This window comes from Hyphomonas neptunium ATCC 15444, from assembly GCF_000013025.1.
GTDB classification, from domain to species: domain Bacteria; phylum Pseudomonadota; class Alphaproteobacteria; order Caulobacterales; family Hyphomonadaceae; genus Hyphomonas; species Hyphomonas neptunia.
Map to the genome: position 1 here is coordinate 2,384,215 of NC_008358.1, position 17,613 is coordinate 2,401,827.

Sequence of the window (17,613 nt, forward strand, 5' to 3'; positions counted from 1 at the left end):
TTTTCTTGGCCTAATGCTCTGGCCGCCCCTCATGCAGCCGCCGCGCATCCCGCAGCTTCGGGAACAGGAAGGCCGACAGCCCCGCCACGCCCACTGCCGCGATTCCCCCCGCCACCACGGTAAACACCGGCCCCAGCGCCGCCGCCATGAACCCGGCCCGCGTCTCCCCCAACTCATTGGAGGCGCCCACGAAGATCGAGTTCACCGCATTCACCCGCCCCCGCACCGTATCCGGCGTCCAGATCTGCACCAGAATCTCGCGGACATAGACCGACACCATGTCGAACCCGCCCACAAACATCAGGGCGAGGATGGAGAGCCAGGCAAGCGTTGAGGCGCCGAACACAGCGGTTGCCAAGCCGAAGAAGGCCACGGAGACGAGCAAGATCCACCCCGCATAATCCCGGATCGGGAACGCGGTAATGATGGCGATGGCAATGATGGCGCCAACGCCCGGCGCCGCGCGCAGCAGGCCGAGGCCCATTTCGCCCACATCGAGAATGTCGCGCGCATAGACCGGCATCAGGGCGATCGCTCCGCCCAGCAGCACGGCGAACAGGTCCAGCGTGATCGCGCCCAGGACGATCTTCTCCTTCCAGATATAGCTGAAGCCCCCAAGGAGGCTGGAAAGGGTCGTAGGGGCCTTGTCGACCTTCTGGACGGGCTTGGGGATCGTCAGGATGAGCGTGGCGCCCACGGCAAAGAGCGTCGTGGCGGTGCCATAGGCGGCCATGGGCGAGAGGCCGTAAAGCAGCCCCCCGGCGACCGGCCCGGCAATGGTGGCCAGCTGCCAGGACGAGGAAATCCACCCCACCGCATTGGGAAACACTTCCTTGGGCACGAGGTTGACCGCAAGGCTGGTCGAGGCCGGCCCATAGAAGGCGCGCGCCACACCAAACATCGTGAGCACGCTTAGCACCAGGACGGGCGCAAACTGGTCCGTTGTGGCGAGGAAGAGGATCGTGCCGGCGCAGGCCATCATCAGCAGCATGGCACATGCCATCACAAGGCGGCGGCCGAGCCGGTCTGCGGCATTGCCGGTGACCACGACGAGGCAGAGCGCCGGCAGGAACTGGACGAGGCCGATCCAGCCGAGCAGCGCCGGATCGCGCGTAGCGTCATAGATCTGCCAGCCAACCGCGACCGAGAGCACCTGAACCGAAAAAGAGGTGAAGAAGCGCGAGATGAAATAGCGGGTATAGGACGAATACCGGAACGCTTCGAAACGGTCAGACATGAACGCGCAGGCTCCAGTATGGCTGGTCAGCCGCTGTGGGCCGCTAGCGCGCCCAAGTCAATCAGGCGGCGATGCTCTCGACGCGGTTCCGGCCGCCGGTCTTGGCCTGGTAGAGCGCGGTGTCGGCGCGGTGCATCAGATCGTCGGTCGTGTCGCCGGCGCCCTGCAGCGTGGAGACGCCCGCGCTGACAGTGATGCGCAGGTTCTGAGACCCGCCGAGCACGGGGAATTCCTCTGCCGCAACCGCCTTGCGGATACGCTCTGCGGCAGCGCAGGCAAGGTCGCCCGGCGTGTTGGGCATCAGCACCACAAACTCTTCCCCGCCCGTGCGGCAGACAACATCTGTGGGCCGGACATTCGCCCGCAGGCGCTTGCCGATTTCCCGCAGCACATCATCGCCTGCCTGATGGCCATGGGTATCGTTGACGGCTTTGAAATGGTCGATGTCGGTCATCATCAGCGACAAGGGCTGATTGCCACGCGCAGCGCGCTGCATGAACTGTTCAAGCTGGCCGTTCATGTAGCGCCGGTTGTGCAGGCCGGTCAGCTGGTCGATCACCGAAAGCTCGAGGCCCCGGTCCACGCGCTGACGCAGGATGTCGATATACCGTGTGCGGCGTGTCTGGGTGCGGATGCGCGCGGCCAGTTCCTGCCGGTCGATCGGGATGGTGATCATGTCACTAGCGCCGATTTCCAGCCCCCGCAGGGCCTTGGCCTTGTCATGGGGATCGCAGATCAGGATTACCGAAATGGACCGGGTGACCGGGTTCATCTTGAAATGCGCGATCAGTTTCAACGGATCAAAGCTGCGGGCAAAGAGCGAGAGGATCAGCACGTCGACACGCTCGGTCGCAAGCTCGCCCATATCGCCGGCTTCCATCAGGGTCGTGGCCTTGTGGCCCTGCGCGCGCAGGGTGTTGGCCAGGCGCCCGGAGGAGCGGGCATCGTCGTCCACGATGAAGATGCGCGAGGGCCGGTCGACCTCGTCGCGGTTGAGTTCCTCCATCGCGCCGGAGCGGATGCCGCTGGCCTCGCGCTGGCGCAGTTCGGACGCAACCGTGTTGTAACGCATCAGGGCGGTGATGCGGGAATTGAGCAGGAAGTCGTCCACGGGCTTGGTGAGGAAGTCTTCGGCGCCGGCGGCGAGGCCTTTGACACGGTCTTCCATCTCGCTGAGGGCGGTGACCATGACGACGGGAATGTAGGAGGTCGTTGGATCGGCCTTCAGCCGTTGGCAGACCTCATACCCGTCCATGCCGGGCATCATCACATCGAGCAGGATGATCTCGGGGTTCTCACGCTGCGCCACTTCCAGCGCCTGTGGACCATTCTCCGCCATCAGGACGGTATGATACTGGGCTTCCAGCTTGGCCTGAAGCAGGCGGCGGTTCGCCTCGATGTCGTCCACGACGAGGATGCGGGCAGTCATGCCGCCGGTTCCTTGGGCATCAGCGCTTCAACGGCGCGGATGAAGGAGGCAATCTGGATCGGCTTGGAGAGATAGCCCTCGCAACCGGCTTCACGCACGCGCTGCTCATCGGCGCGCATGGCAAAGGCGGTGACGGCGAGGACGGGAATATGGGCGACTTTCTTGTCGTCCTTCAGCCAGCGGGTGATGTCGAGGCCCGACACTTCCGGCAGCTGGATGTCCATGATGATGAGGTCGGGAAGCTCCTTGCGAGCAATTTCCACGGCTTTGGCCCCATCACGGCACTGAAAGGTCGTGAAGCCGTATGCGCCCAACAGGTCGCAAAAGAGGCGCATGTTGAGTTCATTGTCCTCAACAACAAGCACCTTTCCGGATCGCTTCTTGACCATCAAAATCCGATTAGTTGACGATTCGCGCGGGCGTGGATGCGCCAGCTTCAGCTATACTGCAAATTATTAACGCGCCTTTACGCCTGCCGCAGGGCGTGTTTGCGGCGACGGCGGGAACATGGCAGGAACACGTCTGTCATGTCGAGTCTTTGCCGCGATTGCCAGTACAGGTCCGAGGCGGAACTCACCGCCTGCCCCGCCTGTGGCAGCCGCAGGATCGTCTCTCACGCCGCCCTTTTCAGCCTGACAATCGCGCATGTGGACTGTGACGCCTTCTACGCTTCTGTAGAAAAGCGAGATAATCCAACGCTTAAGGACAAGCCCCTGATCGTGGGCGGAGGCCAGCGGGGCGTGGTGACGACCTGCTGCTACATTGCCCGGCTTTATGGCGTGCGCTCGGCCATGCCCATGTTCAAGGCACTGAAAGCCTGCCCGGACGCGGTTGTGGTGCCGCCAGACTTCCGGAAATACCGGGAAGCGGCCAAAGCGATTCGCGCCGAAATGGACCATCTCACGCCCCTCGTGCAGCAGGTTTCCATCGATGAGGCCTATCTGGACCTGTCCGGAACGGACCGCCTCCACGGCGCCCCGCCGGCTGCCAGCCTCGCCCGGCTGGCCAAAAACGTGGAACGGGAAGTGGGCGTGACGGTCTCCGTCGGCCTCTCCTCCAACAAATTCCTCGCCAAGACGGCCAGCGAACTCGACAAGCCGCGCGGCTTTGCCATCATCGCGCCGGAGGAGGCCGAAGCCTTCCTGGCACCCCATCCGGTCGGCTTCCTGCACGGGGTTGGCCCGAAATTCGCCGAGTCGCTTAACAAGGACGGCTTCTACACCATTGAGGACATCCAGAAGGCGGACCTTAAAAGCCTGATCCGGCGCTATGGCGAAACCGGCGACTGGCTCAAACGCTGCGCCCATGGCCGAGACAACCGGAAAGTGAACCCGCATGAAGACCGCAAATCGGTCTCCAGCGAGACGACCTTCTTCGAGGACACTGCCGACATCGGCATTCTGGAGGATCACCTCTGGCGCCTCAGCGTGAAAACCGCTGACCGGGCCAAGGCCGAAGGCGTCTCAGGCCGCGTGGTGACGCTGAAACTGAAAACCTCAGACTTCCACCCGCTGACCCGCCGCCTGTCCCTCACCGAGCCGACACAGCTGGCCCAGGTGGTGTTCCGGGCGTCCCGGCCCCTGCTGCTGAAGGAAGCCACCGGCCGCGTGAAATACCGGCTGATCGGCGTTGGCCTGTCAGACCTGTCGGACTTCCGCGCTGATGGCACCGATCTCATCGACCCCAAAGTCGCCAAACGCGCCGCCGCCGAACGCGCCTCCGACCAGGCCCGCGCCAAGTTCGGCACCGGCGCTGTCGTGACCGGACGAGCTGCAAAATACATCCGGAAACCTGAGGGCTGACTCTGCCTTTGCGGCAGGTTAGGACGGGCGCGAAGACTTTACAGGAGCTGCCCCCATGTCCACGCCCGAAGCCCGCCTTGAAGCCCTTGGCATCGTTCTGCCGACCCCGATGAAACCGGTTGCCACCTACGTGCCCTTCGTCATCACCGGCAACATGCTGTTCGTTTCCGGCCAGGTCTCGGCGACGGCGGAAGGCCGCATCCTTGGCCGCCTGGGCGAGAATATGGAGCTTTCCGCCGGCCAGCAGGCCGCGCGCGTCTGCGGTATCAACCTCATCTCGCAGGCCAAGGCCGCTGTGGGCGAGCTTTCCCGCATCAAGCGCGTCGTCAAGCTGGGCGGGTTCGTCAACTCTGCGCCGAGCTTCATCGACATTCCGCAGGTGGTGAATGGCTGCTCGGACCTGATGGTCGAGGTGTTCGGGCCGGAAGTGGGCGCGCATGCCCGCTCGGCCGTGGCCTGCCCGACCCTGCCGCTCGGTGTGGCCGTTGAAGTCGACGCGATCTTCGAGATCGCCTGAGGCACAAAATGGCCCGCCCCTTTGCCCTGAAGGACTTTGCCTACGCCCATCGCGGGCTGTGGACGAAAGACGGTCTGCCGGAGAATTCCCTCGGCAGCTTCAGCGCAGCGGCGGACGCCGGCCTCGGCATCGAGCTGGACCTGCGCCCCTCGGCCGATGGCGAGGTGATGGTGTTCCATGACCCGTTATTGCAGCGCATGACCGGCGCTGAGGGACAGTTCGAGAACTTTCCGGCCAGCACGCTCAAAACCCACCGCCTGAATGGCGGGGACGAGCCGGTGCCCTCGTTTGACGATCTCCTCTCCTTCTGGCCTCAGGATCTGCCGGTGCTGGCGGAGATGAAGATCGATGGCAGCACTGATCCGATGGCCTTCGCGCAGACAGTCGGCGCGCGGCTGATGGACTGGCCGGGCCTCGCCGCCGCAATGAGTTTTTCCGACATTGCCGTGCGCGCGCTGCCCGACGGGCTGATGCGGGGGCAGCTGATCGGACCGAGCAACCAGTTCGGGGACGCCTATTTTGACAGCTTTGCCCGGCGCGCCATGGCCGATGGCATCGATTACCTCGCCGTCCACTATACCGACGCGGCGCGCGCTGCGGCCGCCACGGCGGACCGCGGCATGCCTGTCGTCGTCTGGACGGTGCGCACGGAGGCCGATCTGGCCGCCCTGAAACCCTACGGCGCCGCGATAATCTTCGAACACTTCAGCCCGGCGCTGGCGCTGGACGCCATCGCGCCCTAGATTTGAGGGCCATGGACGCTGCCCTCCCCCAGATAACTTCCGTCTCCTCCCTCGCCGGCATTGATCCGGCCGAGTGGAATGCTGTCGCCAACCCGCCCGGCCTGCCTTACGATCCGTTCGTGAGCTGGGAGTTCCTTGAGGCTATGGAAAGCTCCGGCGCGGCCACCCCGCGCACCGGCTGGCGCGGCGGACATATCCTCGTGCGCGATGGCAATGACCGCCTGCGCGGCGCCATGCCGATGTGGTTCAAATATCATTCGCGCGGCGAATTCGTGTTCGACCAGTCCTGGGCCGAAGCCTGGCAGCGGGCAGGCGGGGAGTATTACCCCAAGCTGCTCTGCGCCGTCCCGTTCACCCCGGTCACCGGCCGCCGCCGCCTCGTTGCGCCGGGGCCAGACGCGGAGCTTTACCGCGCCGCCCTGCTCGACGGGGCGCTTCAGCTGGCCGAGCAGACGGGCGTATCGTCCCTCCACATCAACTTCATCGAGGACGAAGAAGCTCCGCTGTTTGAGAAAGCCGGCTTCCTTTCCCGCACCGATCAGCAGTTTCACTGGCGAAATGACGGGTACGGATCATTTGACGATTTCCTCGCCAGTCTCTCCTCGGAGAAACGCAAGAACCTGCGCAAGGAGCGCGCCAAGGCGCAGGCGGGCCTCACCTTCCGCCATGTGCAGGGTGAGGAGATCGCCGAAGACCATCTCGACATCTTCTTCGAGTTCTACATGGACACGGGCAACCGCAAATGGGGCTCGCCCTATCTGACGCGCAAATCTTTCTCCATCCTCCGGGAACGGATGGCCAAGGACATTCTCTTCATCTTTGCCTGTGAGGGGGATGAGATCATCGCCGGGGCCATGAACCTTGTCGGCTCCGAGACGCTCTACGGCCGCTATTGGGGCACGCTCGACGCGCGCCCGATGCTGCATTTCGAGACCTGCTATTACCAGGCCATCGATTACGCCATCAAGCATGGCCTCAAGACCGTTGAAGCCGGCGCGCAGGGCGGCCACAAGCTCGCGCGCGGCTACGCGCCTGTTCTCACCCATTCGGCCCACTGGATTGCGCATCCGGGGTTTCGCGACGCTGTCTCCGATTACCTTGAGCGCGAGCGCGCAGCGGTTGACGAAGACATGAACTATTTGCGAGATCGAACTCCGTTCAGGAAAGAATAGTAGATCACATGACCCTTCACGCAGCCTACGACCCAGACAACATCTTTGCGAAAATCCTGCGCGGCGACATGCCGAGCCTGAAAGTGTTCGAGGATGATGTTGCCCTCGCCTTCATGGACGTGTTCCCGCAGAGCGAAGGCCATACGCTGGTGATCCCCAAAGGCATCCAGGCGCGCAACTTCCTCGACATTCCACCCGATTATCTGGGCAGCTACATGCTGCGCGTGCAGCGGATCGCCAAGGCAGTGGAGTGGGGCCTGAAGCCTGACGGGCTGCGTGTCATGCAGTTCAACGGCGCCTCTGCGGGGCAGACGGTCTTCCACCTGCATTTCCATGTCATTCCGGCCTGGGACGGCAAGGAACTTGGCCGCCACGGAACCGGCACGATGGCCAAGCCCGAGGAGCTGGAGCCGATTGCAGCAAAGATACGGGCAGCGGTTTGAGGCTGTCTTAAGCCCCCTCGCCCCTCCGGGGAGAGGGGGCTTAAGGGGGGAGACGGGTCAAATGCCCAGCTTAGCCTTCAGAATATCGTTCACAGCCTTCGGATTGGCCTTGCCGCCCGAAGCTTTCATCACCTGACCGACAAACCAGCCAAGCGTCTGCGGCTTGTCTTTCACCTTGGCGACCTGATCGGGATTGGCCGCGATGATTTCATCGACGACCTTCTCGATCGCGCCGGTATCGGTGACCTGTTTCAGCCCGTGCTTCTCCACGATGGCAGCCGCCTCGCCCTCGCCCGCAATCATCCGGGCAAAGACATCCTTGGCGATCTTGCCGCTGATCGTGTCGTTCGAGATCAGCTCGATCAGCCCACCGAGCGCTTCGGCCGAAACCGGGCTCTCTGAAAGCTCTAGGCCTTCCTTGTTGAGATAGCCGAACAGCTCCTGCGTCACCCAGTTGGCGGTGAGCTTCGCGTCGCGGCCCTTGGCAGCTTCCTCAAAGAAGGCCGCCTTGTCGGCGTCAGAGGTCAGCACGCCTGCGTCATAGCGGGAGAGACCGTAATCCTTTTCGAACCGCGCGCGCTTCTGGTCTGGCAGCTCGGGCAGCGAGGCACGGATCTCTTCGATCCAGGCCTGCTCGACTTCCAAAGGCAGAAGATCCGGGTCCGGAAAATAGCGGTAGTCATGCGCGTCTTCCTTCGAGCGCATGGAGCGGGTCTCGCCCTTCACCGGATCGAACAGCCGGGTCTCCTGATCCACCTTGCCACCGCCCTCGATGATCTCGATCTGGCGGTGGGCCTCATATTCGATGGCCTGCTGGATGAAGCGGTAGGAGTTCATGTTCTTGAGCTCGCAGCGCGTGCCCAGATGTTTGAAATCGCCGGTCTCGCGGAACTTCTCATACTGGCCCGGCTTGCACACCGAAACGTTCACGTCGGCGCGCAGGTTGCCCTTCTCCATGTCGCCGTCACAGGTACCCAGCGCGATCACGATGGCGCGCAGCTTCTTGACATACGCAGCCGCTTCCGCCGGCGAACGGATGTCGGGCTTGGAGACGATCTCCATCAGCGCCACGCCCGAGCGGTTGAGGTCCACATAGGTCGAGTTGGGGTCCATGTCGTGGATCGACTTGCCCGCGTCCTGTTCCAGGTGCAGGCGCTCGATACGGCAAGGGAAGGCATAATCCTCCTTGCCCGGCACCTCGACATCCACCTCAATCTCGCCCTCGCCCACGATAGGGTGGGCAAACTGGCTGATCTGATAGCCCTGCGGCAGGTCAGGATAGAAATAGTTCTTCCGGTCGAAACGGCTGTAGGTATTGATCTGCGCCTTCAGGCCAAGCCCGGTGCGGATCGCCTGCTCCACGCAGAATTTGTTGATGACCGGCAGCATGCCCGGCATCGCGGCGTCCACGAGCGAGACGTTGCAGTTGGGGTCTGCGCCAAAGGTGGTGGACGCGCCGGAGAACAGCTTGGCGTTGGAGGCCACCTGCGCATGGATTTCGAGCCCCATGACGACTTCCCAGTCGCCGGTTTCGCCTTTGATGCGGAAGGGGGTGCGCTCGGTCATCGCTTCTCTCAGGATTATAAGGTTTGTGGCGCCCTTCTAAGGGCAGCCGGGCAGGCTTGTCGAGACGGCGAACTGGCGCGCCGCCGGGCGGATCAGATCTTGCCGTCCTCGCGGGCGCGGCGCACACGCTCTGCCCTGGCTGCCATCTTCTCCTTCACCGACGCCGAAGACGCAACGCGGACCGGTTTTTCAGCCTCAGGGGCCGCTGCGACAGGCTCCGGCTCCGGGGCATCGGCCGCGTCGGCTTCCAGCTTGCCGTCAGCGATCAGCTTGCGCCGGCGCGCGGCAATCCGGGCCTCCCGGTCGAGCTGAGCGCGGCTCTTGCCGCCCAGAAGGCTGCCAAACAGGCTTTTCCGGGGCGCCGCCTGCCCGCGTGCCTGCAGATCAGACGCGTCTTCCTGGCGCCGCCGGAGCACCGTGGAAATGCGCCAGGCGACATACGCGGCCACCAGAACGCAGACCAGCAGCATCATGCGCATTTCCGGCGCAAACAGGCTGTAGCCATTCTGCGCGAGAATACCGGCCATCATCACGAGGCCGATGCCGAGCGTCGCCGCAAAGATTACAAAATAACGGACCATAGCCCGGAGATTACCACCAGCGATCCGGCTTGGCCACAAAGCTGGCTGCATCTTCCAGCACGCCGCCCACCCGGAAGCACGCGCTCTCGTCCAGCGCCTTGCCGATGACTTGCAGGCCAAGCGGCAGGCCGCTCGCCGAAAGGCCGGCCGGAACGGAGATGCCCGGAAGGCCGGCAAGGTTTGCCGTCACCGTGAAAACGTCCATAAGGTACATCTCAAGCGGGTCGCCAGACTTCTCGCCAAATGCGAAGGCCGTTGACGGACAGGCCGGCGTCAGGATCGCGTCGCACTGCTCGAATGCGCCCACAAAATCCTGGAAGATCTTAGCACGCACCTTCTGTGCCCGGAGGTAATAGGCATCATAATAGCCCGAGGAGAGCACATAGGTGCCGATCATCAGGCGGCGCTGCACTTCCTTGCCGAACCCGCTGGCGCGGGAGGCTTCATAGGTCTGCGTCAGGTTGTTGCCTTCCACCCGCGCGCCATAGCGCATGCCGTCATAGCGGGCGAGGTTGGACGAGGCTTCGGCCGGGGCCACGATGTAATACGCCGGAAGGGCATATTTAGTGTGCGGCAGGGAAATCTCGACAATCTCGGCGCCGGCGGCTTTCAGCCAGGCAATGCCCTGCTGCCACAGCGCCTCAATCTCTTCGGAGAGACCCTCGATGCGGTATTCCTTCGGAATGCCGATCTTCATGCCTTTGACGCCCTTGCGCACATCGCTGCGCCAGTCCGGCGTCTCAACCTTCAGCGAGGTGGAATCCTTGGGATCATGGCTGCACATGATTTCCAGCAACAGCGCGCTGTCTTCTACCGTTTTTGCAATCGGCCCGGCCTGATCCAGCGAGGAGGCAAACGCCACCATGCCATACCGGCTGGCGCGGCCATAAGTTGGCTTGATGCCGACCGTACCGGTGAACGAGGCAGGCTGGCGGATGGAGCCGCCGGTGTCGGACGCCGTCGCCGCAAGGCAGAGATTGCCAGATACGGCAGCCGCAGAGCCGCCCGAAGACCCGCCCGGTGTCAGCCCCGCATTGTCGCCCTTACGGCGCCAGGGGTTGATCGGCGGACCAAACCGCGAAGTCTCGTTGGACGAGCCCATGGCGAACTCGTCCATGTTGAGCTTGCCCAGCATGACGGCGCCTTCGTCCCAGAGGTTCTGGGTGACGGTCGATTCGTAGGTGGGGGTGAACTCGCCCAGGATATTGGAACAGGCCGTCGTGCGCACGCCCTTGGTGCAGTAGAGATCCTTGATCCCCAGCGGCGCGCCTTCCAGCCGTCCGCCCTCGCCCTTGGCGATGCGGGCGTCCGAAGCCCTGGCCATTTCCATGGCCTTTTCCGGCGTCTCGACGACATACGCGTTCAGCACGCGCGACTTCTCCATCGCCTGCAGAAAGGCCCCTGTAATCTCGGCAGAGGAAAACTGCTTTGATTTCAGCCCATCCAGAGCGGCGGCGAGGGTCAGATCGGTCAGGTCGGTCATCGGGGAAATCCCATGGAAAAGAACCCACGCCTGCTAGGCGCCAATGCCTGAAAGTTCAAGTGTCCGTGAGGCCGCTTGCTGCGGTTGCGGGGCGGGTGCACAGTCGGCCAGCACTCTTTCCCTGCTGGAGACCCCCATGCTGAAACCTGCCTTCTGCGTCCTGTCCGCTGCATTGCTGGCAGCCTGCGCGTCAGCGCCCGGCGAAGCCCGGCCACGAGGCGTTGCCGCCTATGCCGACGATGCGCGCCTCGGCGAAAAGGTCAGCAATGTCTGCTTTGCCTCCAGCATCGACGGGTTCAGCCTGAATGAGCGCGATACGGTCGTGCTGCGGGAGGGCCGCAAGGAATACCTCGTCGAGGTGTTCGGCAATTGCCTCGATCTGGAAAGCGCGATGACCATCGGCATCGATTCTGCCACCAGCTGCCTCTCGAAAGGCGACGCGCTGATCGTCAGCACATCGCTAACCGGCAGCGATATTGGCCTCGGGCCGCAACGCTGCATGATCCAGGATATTTACGCTTGGAACCCTGACGCGGAAGCGGCAGCCGAGCCGGATACCCCCGCCGAATAATTTTCCCGGCCGCCCCGATGGCGCCCGCTTCGGGGCGTGCTATGGAAACGCCCCATGGTCACATCATCAGGGGGCACGCGCGTCGAGGTCAAAACCTCGCCCCTTCACGGACGCGGACTGTTTGCTTCAACCGACATTCCGGCCGGCGCGCTGCTTGGCGTCTATCCGCTGCTGATCCTGTCGCATGAAGACATTGAGCAGCTCAAACCCACCCGGCTCTACCACTATGTTTTCTATGTCGATGAGCGCGAAGACGGCGCCGTCCGCGCCGCCGTCGCCTTCGGCAAGATCTCGATGTGCAATCACAGCCCCGACGCAAATGCAGACTTCTACGTTGACGCCGAAGCAGAAACCGTCACCCTGACCTCGCGTGTCGCCCTGAAAACGGGCGATGAAATTCTTATTGATTACGAAGATTTTGCTGACGAGGCGCTCTGAGCTTCGCGGCAGGCCAAATGGCCAATCAAAAAAACTGGAGGAAAACATATGAGCCAGACCGTTCCCGCTACCGGCCTGCAACTGCGCAGCCTTGTCACCAAAGACGGCAAGCTGGAGCTTTCGCTCGCCGAAGTCGCCGTGCCTGAGCCCGGCCCCGATGATGTGGTCATCCAGATCGAGGCGACCCCGATCAACCCGTCCGACCTCGGCCTCCTCGTCGGCGGCGCTGACATGCGCACCGCCAAGGCATCCGGCACCAAGGACCGCCCCGTCATCACCGCGGATGTGCCCCCGCCCTCCCTGCGCGCCATGGCCGCGCGCCTCGACCTCTCCATGCCGGTCGGCAATGAAGGCGCCGGTGTCGTCGTGAAGGCAGGCTCATCGCCAGCCGCCCAAGCACTGCTCGGCAAGCGCGTCACCGGCCTTGGCGGCGAGATGTACGCCCAGTACCGGATGCTGAACGTCGCCCAGGTGATGGAACTTCCCGCCGGCGCCAGCTCGCGCGATGGCGCCTCCTGCTTCGTGAACCCGCTGACCGCGCTCTCCTTCGTGGAGACGATGCGTCTGGAGGGCCGCAAGGGCATCGTCCACACGGCGGCGGCCTCAAACCTCGGCCAGATGCTGGTGAAGATCTGCCAGAAGGACAATGTTCCGCTGGTCAATGTCGTCCGCAAGAAAGAACAGGCCGATCTCCTGAAAGGTCTCGGCGCGAAATACATCGTCGATTCGACGTCGCCAAATTTCATGGAAGAGCTGATCGTGGCTCTCGCTGAAACCGACACCACGCTTGGCTTTGATGCCATCGGCGGCGGCCCGCTCGCCGGCCAGCTGCTGATCGCCATGGAAGCGGCTGCCGCGCGCAAGATGAAAGAATTCAGCCGCTACGGCTCGGGCCAGGAAACGCAGGTCTACATCTACGGCCGGCTCGACATGTCGCCGACCACCGTGCCGGCCGGCGTGGGTTTTGCGTGGAATATGTCAGGCTACCTGCTGACGCCGTTCCTTCAGAAAGCGGGCGCCGAAATCCGCGCCAAGATGCGCCAGCGCGTGATGGACGAACTGACCACCACGTTTGCCAGCCATTACACAGCCGAAATCTCGCTCGCTGAAGCGCTCAATCTCGATACGCTCCACGCCTACAACGCCAAGGCGACGGGCACGAAGTATCTGATCAATCCGGCGAAGTAAGGGGAAGGCTAACCAGCCCTCTCAGCTTTCGTCATCCCGGCTTCGCCGCAGGCGAAGACCGGGACCCCAGCCTGCGACGCTTCTGGGCCCCGGACATTGCCGTCGGCAATTCCGGGGTGACGGGCGCAGGACATTCATTCAAATTCAGGGCGGTAAAGACCGCCTCGAAACGCCTAGCGTTTAAGGTGTTCCATACCTTTCAGGTCGCCTGGCTTGGCGACGGCGGCGCCGAGCTTGGGCTTAACTTTTTCCGCCTTCGGTTTGCGGACTTCCTTTTTGGACTTCATTTGACCTTTGGCCATCGGTTCAGACTTTCAGTGAACGAGGCTGGAATCGCCCCATCTGCTGAATGTGGTCCATAACTGCGTGGAATGTAAGGCGGGCGCCCGGTCTTAATTAAGCGCCTCAACGGGCTGTCTTACTCAACAGCCTTGGGCACGACAAAAAAGCCATGCTCGCTGCGCGGGGCGTTCGCCAGCACCTGGTCCTGGATGTTGCCATCCGTGACCACGTCGTCCCGCATCGGCAGTTTCGTCTCGACCACCGACGTCATCGGCTCGACGCCCTCGACATCCACTTCATTCAGCTGGTCGATCCAGCCGAGAATGCCGTTCAACTCACCGGCAAGCTCGTCCAGGCGCTCTTCCGGCACGGCAATGCGTGACAGGCGGGCAACTTTACGGACATCGTCGCGGGTAACGCTCATTGGCAGGCTCCTGATGGTCTTTGCCCCATACGCCATAGGCAGAGGCCCATCAAGGCTGTAAGGGACGCAGCGAACATGGCTGTGGTGGATCTCTTCGACCTGCCCCGCGAGGGCGTGCTTCTGGGCATAGATCCCGGAACCGCCACGATTGGCGTCGCCGCCACCGACCGCATCCGCATGATGGCCTCGCCGGTCGAGACGATCCTCAAGAAAAAGCTCGCCCCGTCGCTTGAGCGCCTGTTGCACATCTACGACGAACGCGCCGCCGTTGGGCTCATCGTCGGCCTGCCGCTGAATGTCGATGGCAGCATGGGCCCCCGCGCCCAGTCTGTCCGCACACTGGTCTCCAGCCTCCTGAAAGTGCGCGATCTGCCCGTCACCTTCCAGGACGAGCGCTATTCCTCCGCCGAAGCGGGCGACATCATGCGCGCGGCCGGCGCCACCCGCCGGAACCGCGAAGCCCGAATCGACGCTTCCGCCGCCGCCGTCATCCTGCAGGACGCCCTCTCCCGGCTGGAGCGGCGCCCGTGAACGCCTTCCTGATCGCGCTGCTGCCGGTCATCCTGATCGTCGCGCTCGGGCAACTCCTCTCCACCCGCCGCTGGATTGCGCCGGAAGCCTTCCGCTCCATCGACCGGCTCTCCTTCCTCGTCCTCCTCCCCGCGCTGATCGTGCGCGCGCTGGCGAACGCCGAGTTTGACACCGCACCGTGGCAGATGGTCATCACCCTCATTGCCGCCCAATGCCTGATGGGCGTCGTGGCGCTCGCCGCCTATGGCTGGCCCGGCATCGAGCGGCCCGCCATCGGCACAATCATCCAGTCGAATGTCCGCTGGAACACCATCATCGCGCTCTCCCTCGGTGCCGCGCTCTTTGGCGATGAAGGCGTCGCCCTCGTCGGCCTTGCCGCCGCCGTGATGATCCCGGCCGCCAACGTCCTCTCCGTCTACGCCCTCACCGCCCATGCCGAGCGCCCGCCCGGCGTCAAACCGCGACCATTTCTGGCCATGACGCGCAACCCGCTGGTCATCGCCTGTATCATCGGCATCACGCTCGCCGCCCTCCACATCGATATCCCGGTCGCGCTGGATGAAACCCTGCGCATCCTCGCCAGCGCCGCCATCGCGACAGGCCTCCTCAGCGCCGGGGCGGGCGTAGACCTCAAAGCGCTGGGCCGCGCGGGGGTGCGCACCTTCGTCTGGTCGCTGATCCGCCTCATCGGCATGCCCGCCATCGTGCTCGCCATCGGGCTGATGATCGGCCTTACCGGCCTGCCGCTCGCCATCGCCCTGCTTTGCGCGGCCACCTCGACGGCCCCCAACTCCTACGTCCTCGCCCGCGAACTCGGCGGCGACACGACGCTGGCGGCCAACCTCATCGCGGTGCAGACACTGCTGGCCGCCATCACGCTGCCGCTAACCTGGGCGCTGATCCTGTGGCTGGGGGCAGCCTGAAGGCTTGCCCTGCCCCAGAATCCCGCTTACACCGCCGCAAATCTGAGGTATTCCGATGGCGCCGCCTAGGCCAGACTACACCTTCACGCACGAGCATCTGCTCGGAATCGAAGGCCTTCATCCCCTCGATATTGGTCATATTCTCGATCTGGCAGACAGCTATGCCGAGAAGACCCGCGCCGGTGTCCGCCCCGATCCGGTGCTGACCGGCAAGACGGTGGTAAACCTCTTCTTCGAGACTTCCACACGCACGATGTCGAGCTTCGAGATCGCTGCCCGGCGCCTCGGCGCGCACGTAATCTCGATGCCCATCGCCAATTCCTCGGTGAAGAAGGGCGAAACCCTCATCGACACGGCGATGACCCTCAACGCCATGAAGCCGGACGCGCTCGTCATCCGCCACTCCGCCTCGGGCGGCGCAAAGCTCCTCTCTCGCAAGGTCGACTGCGCCGTGATCAATGCCGGCGACGGCACCCATGAACACCCCACCCAGGCGCTGCTGGACCTGCTCACCATCCGCCGCGTCAAAAACCGCATCGAGGGCCTCAAAGTCGTCATCTGCGGCGACATCGCCCATAGCCGCGTCGCGCGCTCAACCACCATGGCGCTGCATCTGATGGGCGCGCGCGTACATCTCTGCGGCCCCAAGACGCTGATCCCTCCGGGTACGGAGACATGGGGCGCCGAAAGCGCAGGCACGGATTTCGACAAGGTGCTGAAAGGCGCAGACGTCGTCATGATGCTCCGCCTGCAGCTGGAACGCATGAACGGCTCCTTCCTGCCCAGCCGCCGCGAATATTTCCGCTATTTCGGCCTCACCGCTGAGCGCCTCGCCCTCGCCAAGCCAAACGCCACCGTGATGCACCCCGGCCCGATGAACCGCGGCGTCGAAATCGAAAGCACCATCGCGGACGGGCCGAGCTCGGTCATCACCCAGCAGGTCGAAATGGGCGTCGCCGTGCGCGAAGCCGTCCTCCACCTTCTCGCCGGAGGAAAATCATGAGCCTGCAGATAATCAATGCACGCCTGCTTGATCCGGCTACGGAGCTTGACGCGCCCGGCGCGATCCTCATCGAAGACGGCAAGATCAGCGACATTCGCACAGGCGAAGGCGCGACCTTCAGCGATGCCGCAACCACCATCGACGCAGCCGGCCTCTGCCTTGCGCCCGGCCTGATCGACCTGCGCGTCAAGACCGGCGAGCCCGGCGACGAGCAGAAGGAAACCCTGCAGACGGCCTCCCGCGCCGCGCTTTCCGGCGGCATCACCAGCTTTGTCGTGATGCCCGACACGCGCCCCGTCATCGACGATATGGCGCTGGTCCAGTTTATCGCCGAGCGGGCCCGCGAAACCTCCAAAGCCCGCATCTATCCGGCCGGCGCGCTCACTGTCGGCCTCGCCGGTCTCGCCATGGCCGAGATTGGCCTGATGGCAGATGCTGGCGCGATCCTGTTCACAAATGGCGATTGCCCCGTCGCCGACGCACAGGTGATGAAGCGCGCGATGGCCTATGCCGCCAGCCGCGGCGCCACCGTCATGTCCCGCCCCGATGAGCGCGCGCTGACGGGCAGCGGCGTCATGAATGCCGGCGCCTTTGCCGCCCGCGCGGGCCTCTCGGGCATTCCGCCAGAAGCCGAATGGATCGGCGCAATGCGCGACGTGACGCTCGCAGAGCAGACCGGCTGCCGCCTGATCCTCGATCAGGTCTCCACCGCGCGCACATTGGAAATCGCCACAGCCGCCCGCAAGCGCGGCGCCAAGGTATTCACCACGGCGGCCGCCCATTCCCTCTTCTTCAACGAGCGCGATGTCGGCGACTACCTCACCTATTGCAAGGTGAACCCACCCTTCCGCGACGAGGCAACCCGTCAGGGCCTCATCCAGGCCTTGAAAGATGGCGAGATCGACGCCGTCGTCTCCGCTCACGATCCTCAGCCCCCGGAAGAAAAGCGTCTTCCCTTTGGCGAAGCCGCCTTCGGCGCGGCGGGACTTGAGACGGTGCTCTCAGCCCTCCTGAACCTCCACCATGACGGCCCGCTGACTTTGCTGGAAGCCCTCGCCCCGGTCACCATTGGCCCGGCCAGCATCCTCGGCCTGCCACAGGGCCGCCTCGCCAAGGATGCGCCGGCAGACATCATCCTCTTCAACGCCGGCAAGCCCTGGCTCTGCGAGCGCGAAGACCTCCTCTCCCGCTCCAAGAACTCCCCCTTCGACGGCCGCCGCCTGCAAGGCCGCGTCATGCGGACGTTCGTGGGCGGGGAAAGCGTCTTCAAGCGGTAGGGC

The 17,613-nt window shown here is 63.8% G+C and carries 20 protein-coding genes; 12 read left to right on the forward strand and 8 right to left on the reverse strand.

All coding sequences use genetic code 11. From position 1 onward, the window contains the following. Positions 1 to 10: 10 nt before the first annotated feature. From HNE_RS11290 to HNE_RS11300, 3 genes are all read right to left on the reverse strand, one after another. Positions 11 to 1,237, reverse strand: a complete 1,227-nt coding sequence (locus HNE_RS11290) for an MFS transporter (protein WP_011647276.1) — start codon at positions 1,235 to 1,237, stop codon at positions 11 to 13. A gap of 61 nt (positions 1,238 to 1,298) precedes the next feature. Continuing rightward, positions 1,299 to 2,666, reverse strand: a complete 1,368-nt coding sequence (locus HNE_RS11295; RefSeq protein ID WP_011647277.1) for a PleD family two-component system response regulator — start codon at positions 2,664 to 2,666, stop codon at positions 1,299 to 1,301. Further along, positions 2,663 to 3,055: a response regulator gene (locus HNE_RS11300; protein WP_035592468.1), complete on the reverse strand. Its 393-nt coding sequence runs from the start codon at positions 3,053 to 3,055 to the stop codon at positions 2,663 to 2,665. The genes HNE_RS11295 and HNE_RS11300 overlap by 4 nt, the downstream gene beginning before the upstream one ends. Positions 3,056 to 3,193: 138 nt before the next feature. Between HNE_RS11300 and HNE_RS11305 the strand changes: the two genes are divergently transcribed. From HNE_RS11305 to HNE_RS11325, 5 genes are read left to right on the forward strand one after another with little or no spacing between them, the layout of a single operon-like run. Next, positions 3,194 to 4,468, forward strand: coding sequence for a DNA polymerase IV (locus HNE_RS11305; protein ID WP_011647279.1), 1,275 nt, complete (start codon positions 3,194 to 3,196; stop codon positions 4,466 to 4,468). Between the two features lie 55 nt (positions 4,469 to 4,523). After that, the gene (locus tag HNE_RS11310) at positions 4,524 to 4,985 is read left to right on the forward strand and encodes a RidA family protein (RefSeq protein ID WP_011647280.1); all 462 of its coding nucleotides are present in this window, start codon (positions 4,524 to 4,526) and stop codon (positions 4,983 to 4,985) included. 8 nt (positions 4,986 to 4,993) lie between these two features. Next, positions 4,994 to 5,728, forward strand: coding sequence for a glycerophosphodiester phosphodiesterase family protein (locus tag HNE_RS11315; protein WP_011647281.1), 735 nt, complete (start codon positions 4,994 to 4,996; stop codon positions 5,726 to 5,728). 11 nt (positions 5,729 to 5,739) lie between these two features. Next, positions 5,740 to 6,900: a GNAT family N-acetyltransferase gene (locus HNE_RS11320; RefSeq protein WP_011647282.1), complete on the forward strand. Its 1,161-nt coding sequence runs from the start codon at positions 5,740 to 5,742 to the stop codon at positions 6,898 to 6,900. A gap of 8 nt (positions 6,901 to 6,908) precedes the next feature. Further along, positions 6,909 to 7,343, forward strand: a complete 435-nt coding sequence (locus HNE_RS11325) for an HIT family protein (RefSeq protein ID WP_011647283.1) — start codon at positions 6,909 to 6,911, stop codon at positions 7,341 to 7,343. Between the two features lie 57 nt (positions 7,344 to 7,400). Here the strand turns inward: HNE_RS11325 and gatB are convergent, their stop codons facing one another. The 3 genes from gatB to gatA all read right to left on the reverse strand — a co-directional run bounded on the left by gatB (position 7,401) and on the right by gatA (position 10,973). Further along, the gene (gene gatB, locus HNE_RS11330) at positions 7,401 to 8,909 is read right to left on the reverse strand and encodes an Asp-tRNA(Asn)/Glu-tRNA(Gln) amidotransferase subunit GatB (RefSeq protein WP_011647284.1); all 1,509 of its coding nucleotides are present in this window, start codon (positions 8,907 to 8,909) and stop codon (positions 7,401 to 7,403) included. Positions 8,910 to 9,001: 92 nt separating this feature from the next. Then, positions 9,002 to 9,490, reverse strand: coding sequence for a hypothetical protein (locus tag HNE_RS11335; RefSeq protein ID WP_035592470.1), 489 nt, complete (start codon positions 9,488 to 9,490; stop codon positions 9,002 to 9,004). A 10-nt stretch (positions 9,491 to 9,500) separates the two neighbouring features. Then, positions 9,501 to 10,973, reverse strand: a complete 1,473-nt coding sequence (gatA, locus tag HNE_RS11340) for an Asp-tRNA(Asn)/Glu-tRNA(Gln) amidotransferase subunit GatA (protein ID WP_011647286.1) — start codon at positions 10,971 to 10,973, stop codon at positions 9,501 to 9,503. A 136-nt stretch (positions 10,974 to 11,109) separates the two neighbouring features. On the opposite strand from gatA, the gene HNE_RS11345 reads away from it, so the two are divergent. The 3 genes from HNE_RS11345 to HNE_RS11355 are packed head-to-tail and all read left to right on the forward strand — an operon-like array spanning position 11,110 to position 13,170. After that, positions 11,110 to 11,544 (forward strand): DUF6491 family protein, encoded by a 435-nt coding sequence (locus HNE_RS11345; RefSeq protein ID WP_035592471.1) that lies wholly within the window; start codon positions 11,110 to 11,112, stop codon positions 11,542 to 11,544. Between the two features lie 54 nt (positions 11,545 to 11,598). Further along, positions 11,599 to 11,982 carry an SET domain-containing protein gene (locus tag HNE_RS11350; protein WP_011647288.1) on the forward strand — a complete coding sequence of 128 codons (384 nt, stop codon included), beginning with the start codon at positions 11,599 to 11,601 and terminating at the stop codon, positions 11,980 to 11,982. A gap of 48 nt (positions 11,983 to 12,030) precedes the next feature. Further along, the gene (locus HNE_RS11355) at positions 12,031 to 13,170 is read left to right on the forward strand and encodes a zinc-binding dehydrogenase (protein ID WP_011647289.1); all 1,140 of its coding nucleotides are present in this window, start codon (positions 12,031 to 12,033) and stop codon (positions 13,168 to 13,170) included. Between the two features lie 173 nt (positions 13,171 to 13,343). Here the strand turns inward: HNE_RS11355 and HNE_RS19165 are convergent, their stop codons facing one another. Together HNE_RS19165 and gatC are read right to left on the reverse strand one after the other, a co-directional pair. Continuing rightward, entirely contained in the window at positions 13,344 to 13,472 is a 129-nt protein-coding gene (locus HNE_RS19165) for a hypothetical protein (RefSeq protein WP_011647291.1), read from the reverse strand. A gap of 116 nt (positions 13,473 to 13,588) precedes the next feature. Further along, positions 13,589 to 13,876 carry an Asp-tRNA(Asn)/Glu-tRNA(Gln) amidotransferase subunit GatC gene (gene gatC / locus HNE_RS11360; RefSeq protein ID WP_011647292.1) on the reverse strand — a complete coding sequence of 96 codons (288 nt, stop codon included), beginning with the start codon at positions 13,874 to 13,876 and terminating at the stop codon, positions 13,589 to 13,591. 75 nt (positions 13,877 to 13,951) lie between these two features. Between gatC and ruvX the strand changes: the two genes are divergently transcribed. Genes ruvX through HNE_RS11380 form a run of 4 tightly spaced genes read left to right on the forward strand, consistent with a single transcriptional unit; the run spans position 13,952 to position 17,610 of the window. Next, complete coding sequence (ruvX, locus tag HNE_RS11365) at positions 13,952 to 14,407, forward strand: Holliday junction resolvase RuvX (RefSeq protein WP_011647293.1); 456 nt, start codon at positions 13,952 to 13,954, stop codon at positions 14,405 to 14,407. Beyond that, positions 14,404 to 15,330, forward strand: coding sequence for an AEC family transporter (locus HNE_RS11370; RefSeq protein WP_011647294.1), 927 nt, complete (start codon positions 14,404 to 14,406; stop codon positions 15,328 to 15,330). Before ruvX ends, HNE_RS11370 begins: the two co-directional genes overlap by 4 nt. Positions 15,331 to 15,385: 55 nt before the next feature. Beyond that, positions 15,386 to 16,333 carry an aspartate carbamoyltransferase catalytic subunit gene (locus tag HNE_RS11375; protein WP_011647295.1) on the forward strand — a complete coding sequence of 316 codons (948 nt, stop codon included), beginning with the start codon at positions 15,386 to 15,388 and terminating at the stop codon, positions 16,331 to 16,333. Then, entirely contained in the window at positions 16,330 to 17,610 is a 1,281-nt protein-coding gene (locus HNE_RS11380) for a dihydroorotase (protein WP_011647296.1), read from the forward strand. Before HNE_RS11375 ends, HNE_RS11380 begins: the two co-directional genes overlap by 4 nt. Positions 17,611 to 17,613: the final 3 nt, after the last annotated feature.

Coding starts and splice junctions, on each gene's coding strand:
- HNE_RS11290 (WP_011647276.1), bottom strand. CDS start 1,237: ATGTCTGACCGTTTCGAAGCGTTCCGGTATTCGTCCTATACCCGCTAT.
- HNE_RS11295 (WP_011647277.1), bottom strand. CDS start 2,666: ATGACTGCCCGCATCCTCGTCGTGGACGACATCGAGGCGAACCGCCGC.
- HNE_RS11300 (WP_035592468.1), bottom strand. CDS start 3,055: ATGGTCAAGAAGCGATCCGGAAAGGTGCTTGTTGTTGAGGACAATGAA.
- HNE_RS11305 (WP_011647279.1), top strand. CDS start 3,194: ATGTCGAGTCTTTGCCGCGATTGCCAGTACAGGTCCGAGGCGGAACTC.
- HNE_RS11310 (WP_011647280.1), top strand. CDS start 4,524: ATGTCCACGCCCGAAGCCCGCCTTGAAGCCCTTGGCATCGTTCTGCCG.
- HNE_RS11315 (WP_011647281.1), top strand. CDS start 4,994: ATGGCCCGCCCCTTTGCCCTGAAGGACTTTGCCTACGCCCATCGCGGG.
- HNE_RS11320 (WP_011647282.1), top strand. CDS start 5,740: ATGGACGCTGCCCTCCCCCAGATAACTTCCGTCTCCTCCCTCGCCGGC.
- HNE_RS11325 (WP_011647283.1), top strand. CDS start 6,909: ATGACCCTTCACGCAGCCTACGACCCAGACAACATCTTTGCGAAAATC.
- gatB (WP_011647284.1), bottom strand. CDS start 8,909: ATGACCGAGCGCACCCCCTTCCGCATCAAAGGCGAAACCGGCGACTGG.
- HNE_RS11335 (WP_035592470.1), bottom strand. CDS start 9,490: ATGGTCCGTTATTTTGTAATCTTTGCGGCGACGCTCGGCATCGGCCTC.
- gatA (WP_011647286.1), bottom strand. CDS start 10,973: ATGACCGACCTGACCGATCTGACCCTCGCCGCCGCTCTGGATGGGCTG.
- HNE_RS11345 (WP_035592471.1), top strand. CDS start 11,110: ATGCTGAAACCTGCCTTCTGCGTCCTGTCCGCTGCATTGCTGGCAGCC.
- HNE_RS11350 (WP_011647288.1), top strand. CDS start 11,599: ATGGTCACATCATCAGGGGGCACGCGCGTCGAGGTCAAAACCTCGCCC.
- HNE_RS11355 (WP_011647289.1), top strand. CDS start 12,031: ATGAGCCAGACCGTTCCCGCTACCGGCCTGCAACTGCGCAGCCTTGTC.
- HNE_RS19165 (WP_011647291.1), bottom strand. CDS start 13,472: ATGGCCAAAGGTCAAATGAAGTCCAAAAAGGAAGTCCGCAAACCGAAG.
- gatC (WP_011647292.1), bottom strand. CDS start 13,876: ATGAGCGTTACCCGCGACGATGTCCGTAAAGTTGCCCGCCTGTCACGC.
- ruvX (WP_011647293.1), top strand. CDS start 13,952: ATGGCTGTGGTGGATCTCTTCGACCTGCCCCGCGAGGGCGTGCTTCTG.
- HNE_RS11375 (WP_011647295.1), top strand. CDS start 15,386: ATGGCGCCGCCTAGGCCAGACTACACCTTCACGCACGAGCATCTGCTC.
- HNE_RS11380 (WP_011647296.1), top strand. CDS start 16,330: ATGAGCCTGCAGATAATCAATGCACGCCTGCTTGATCCGGCTACGGAG.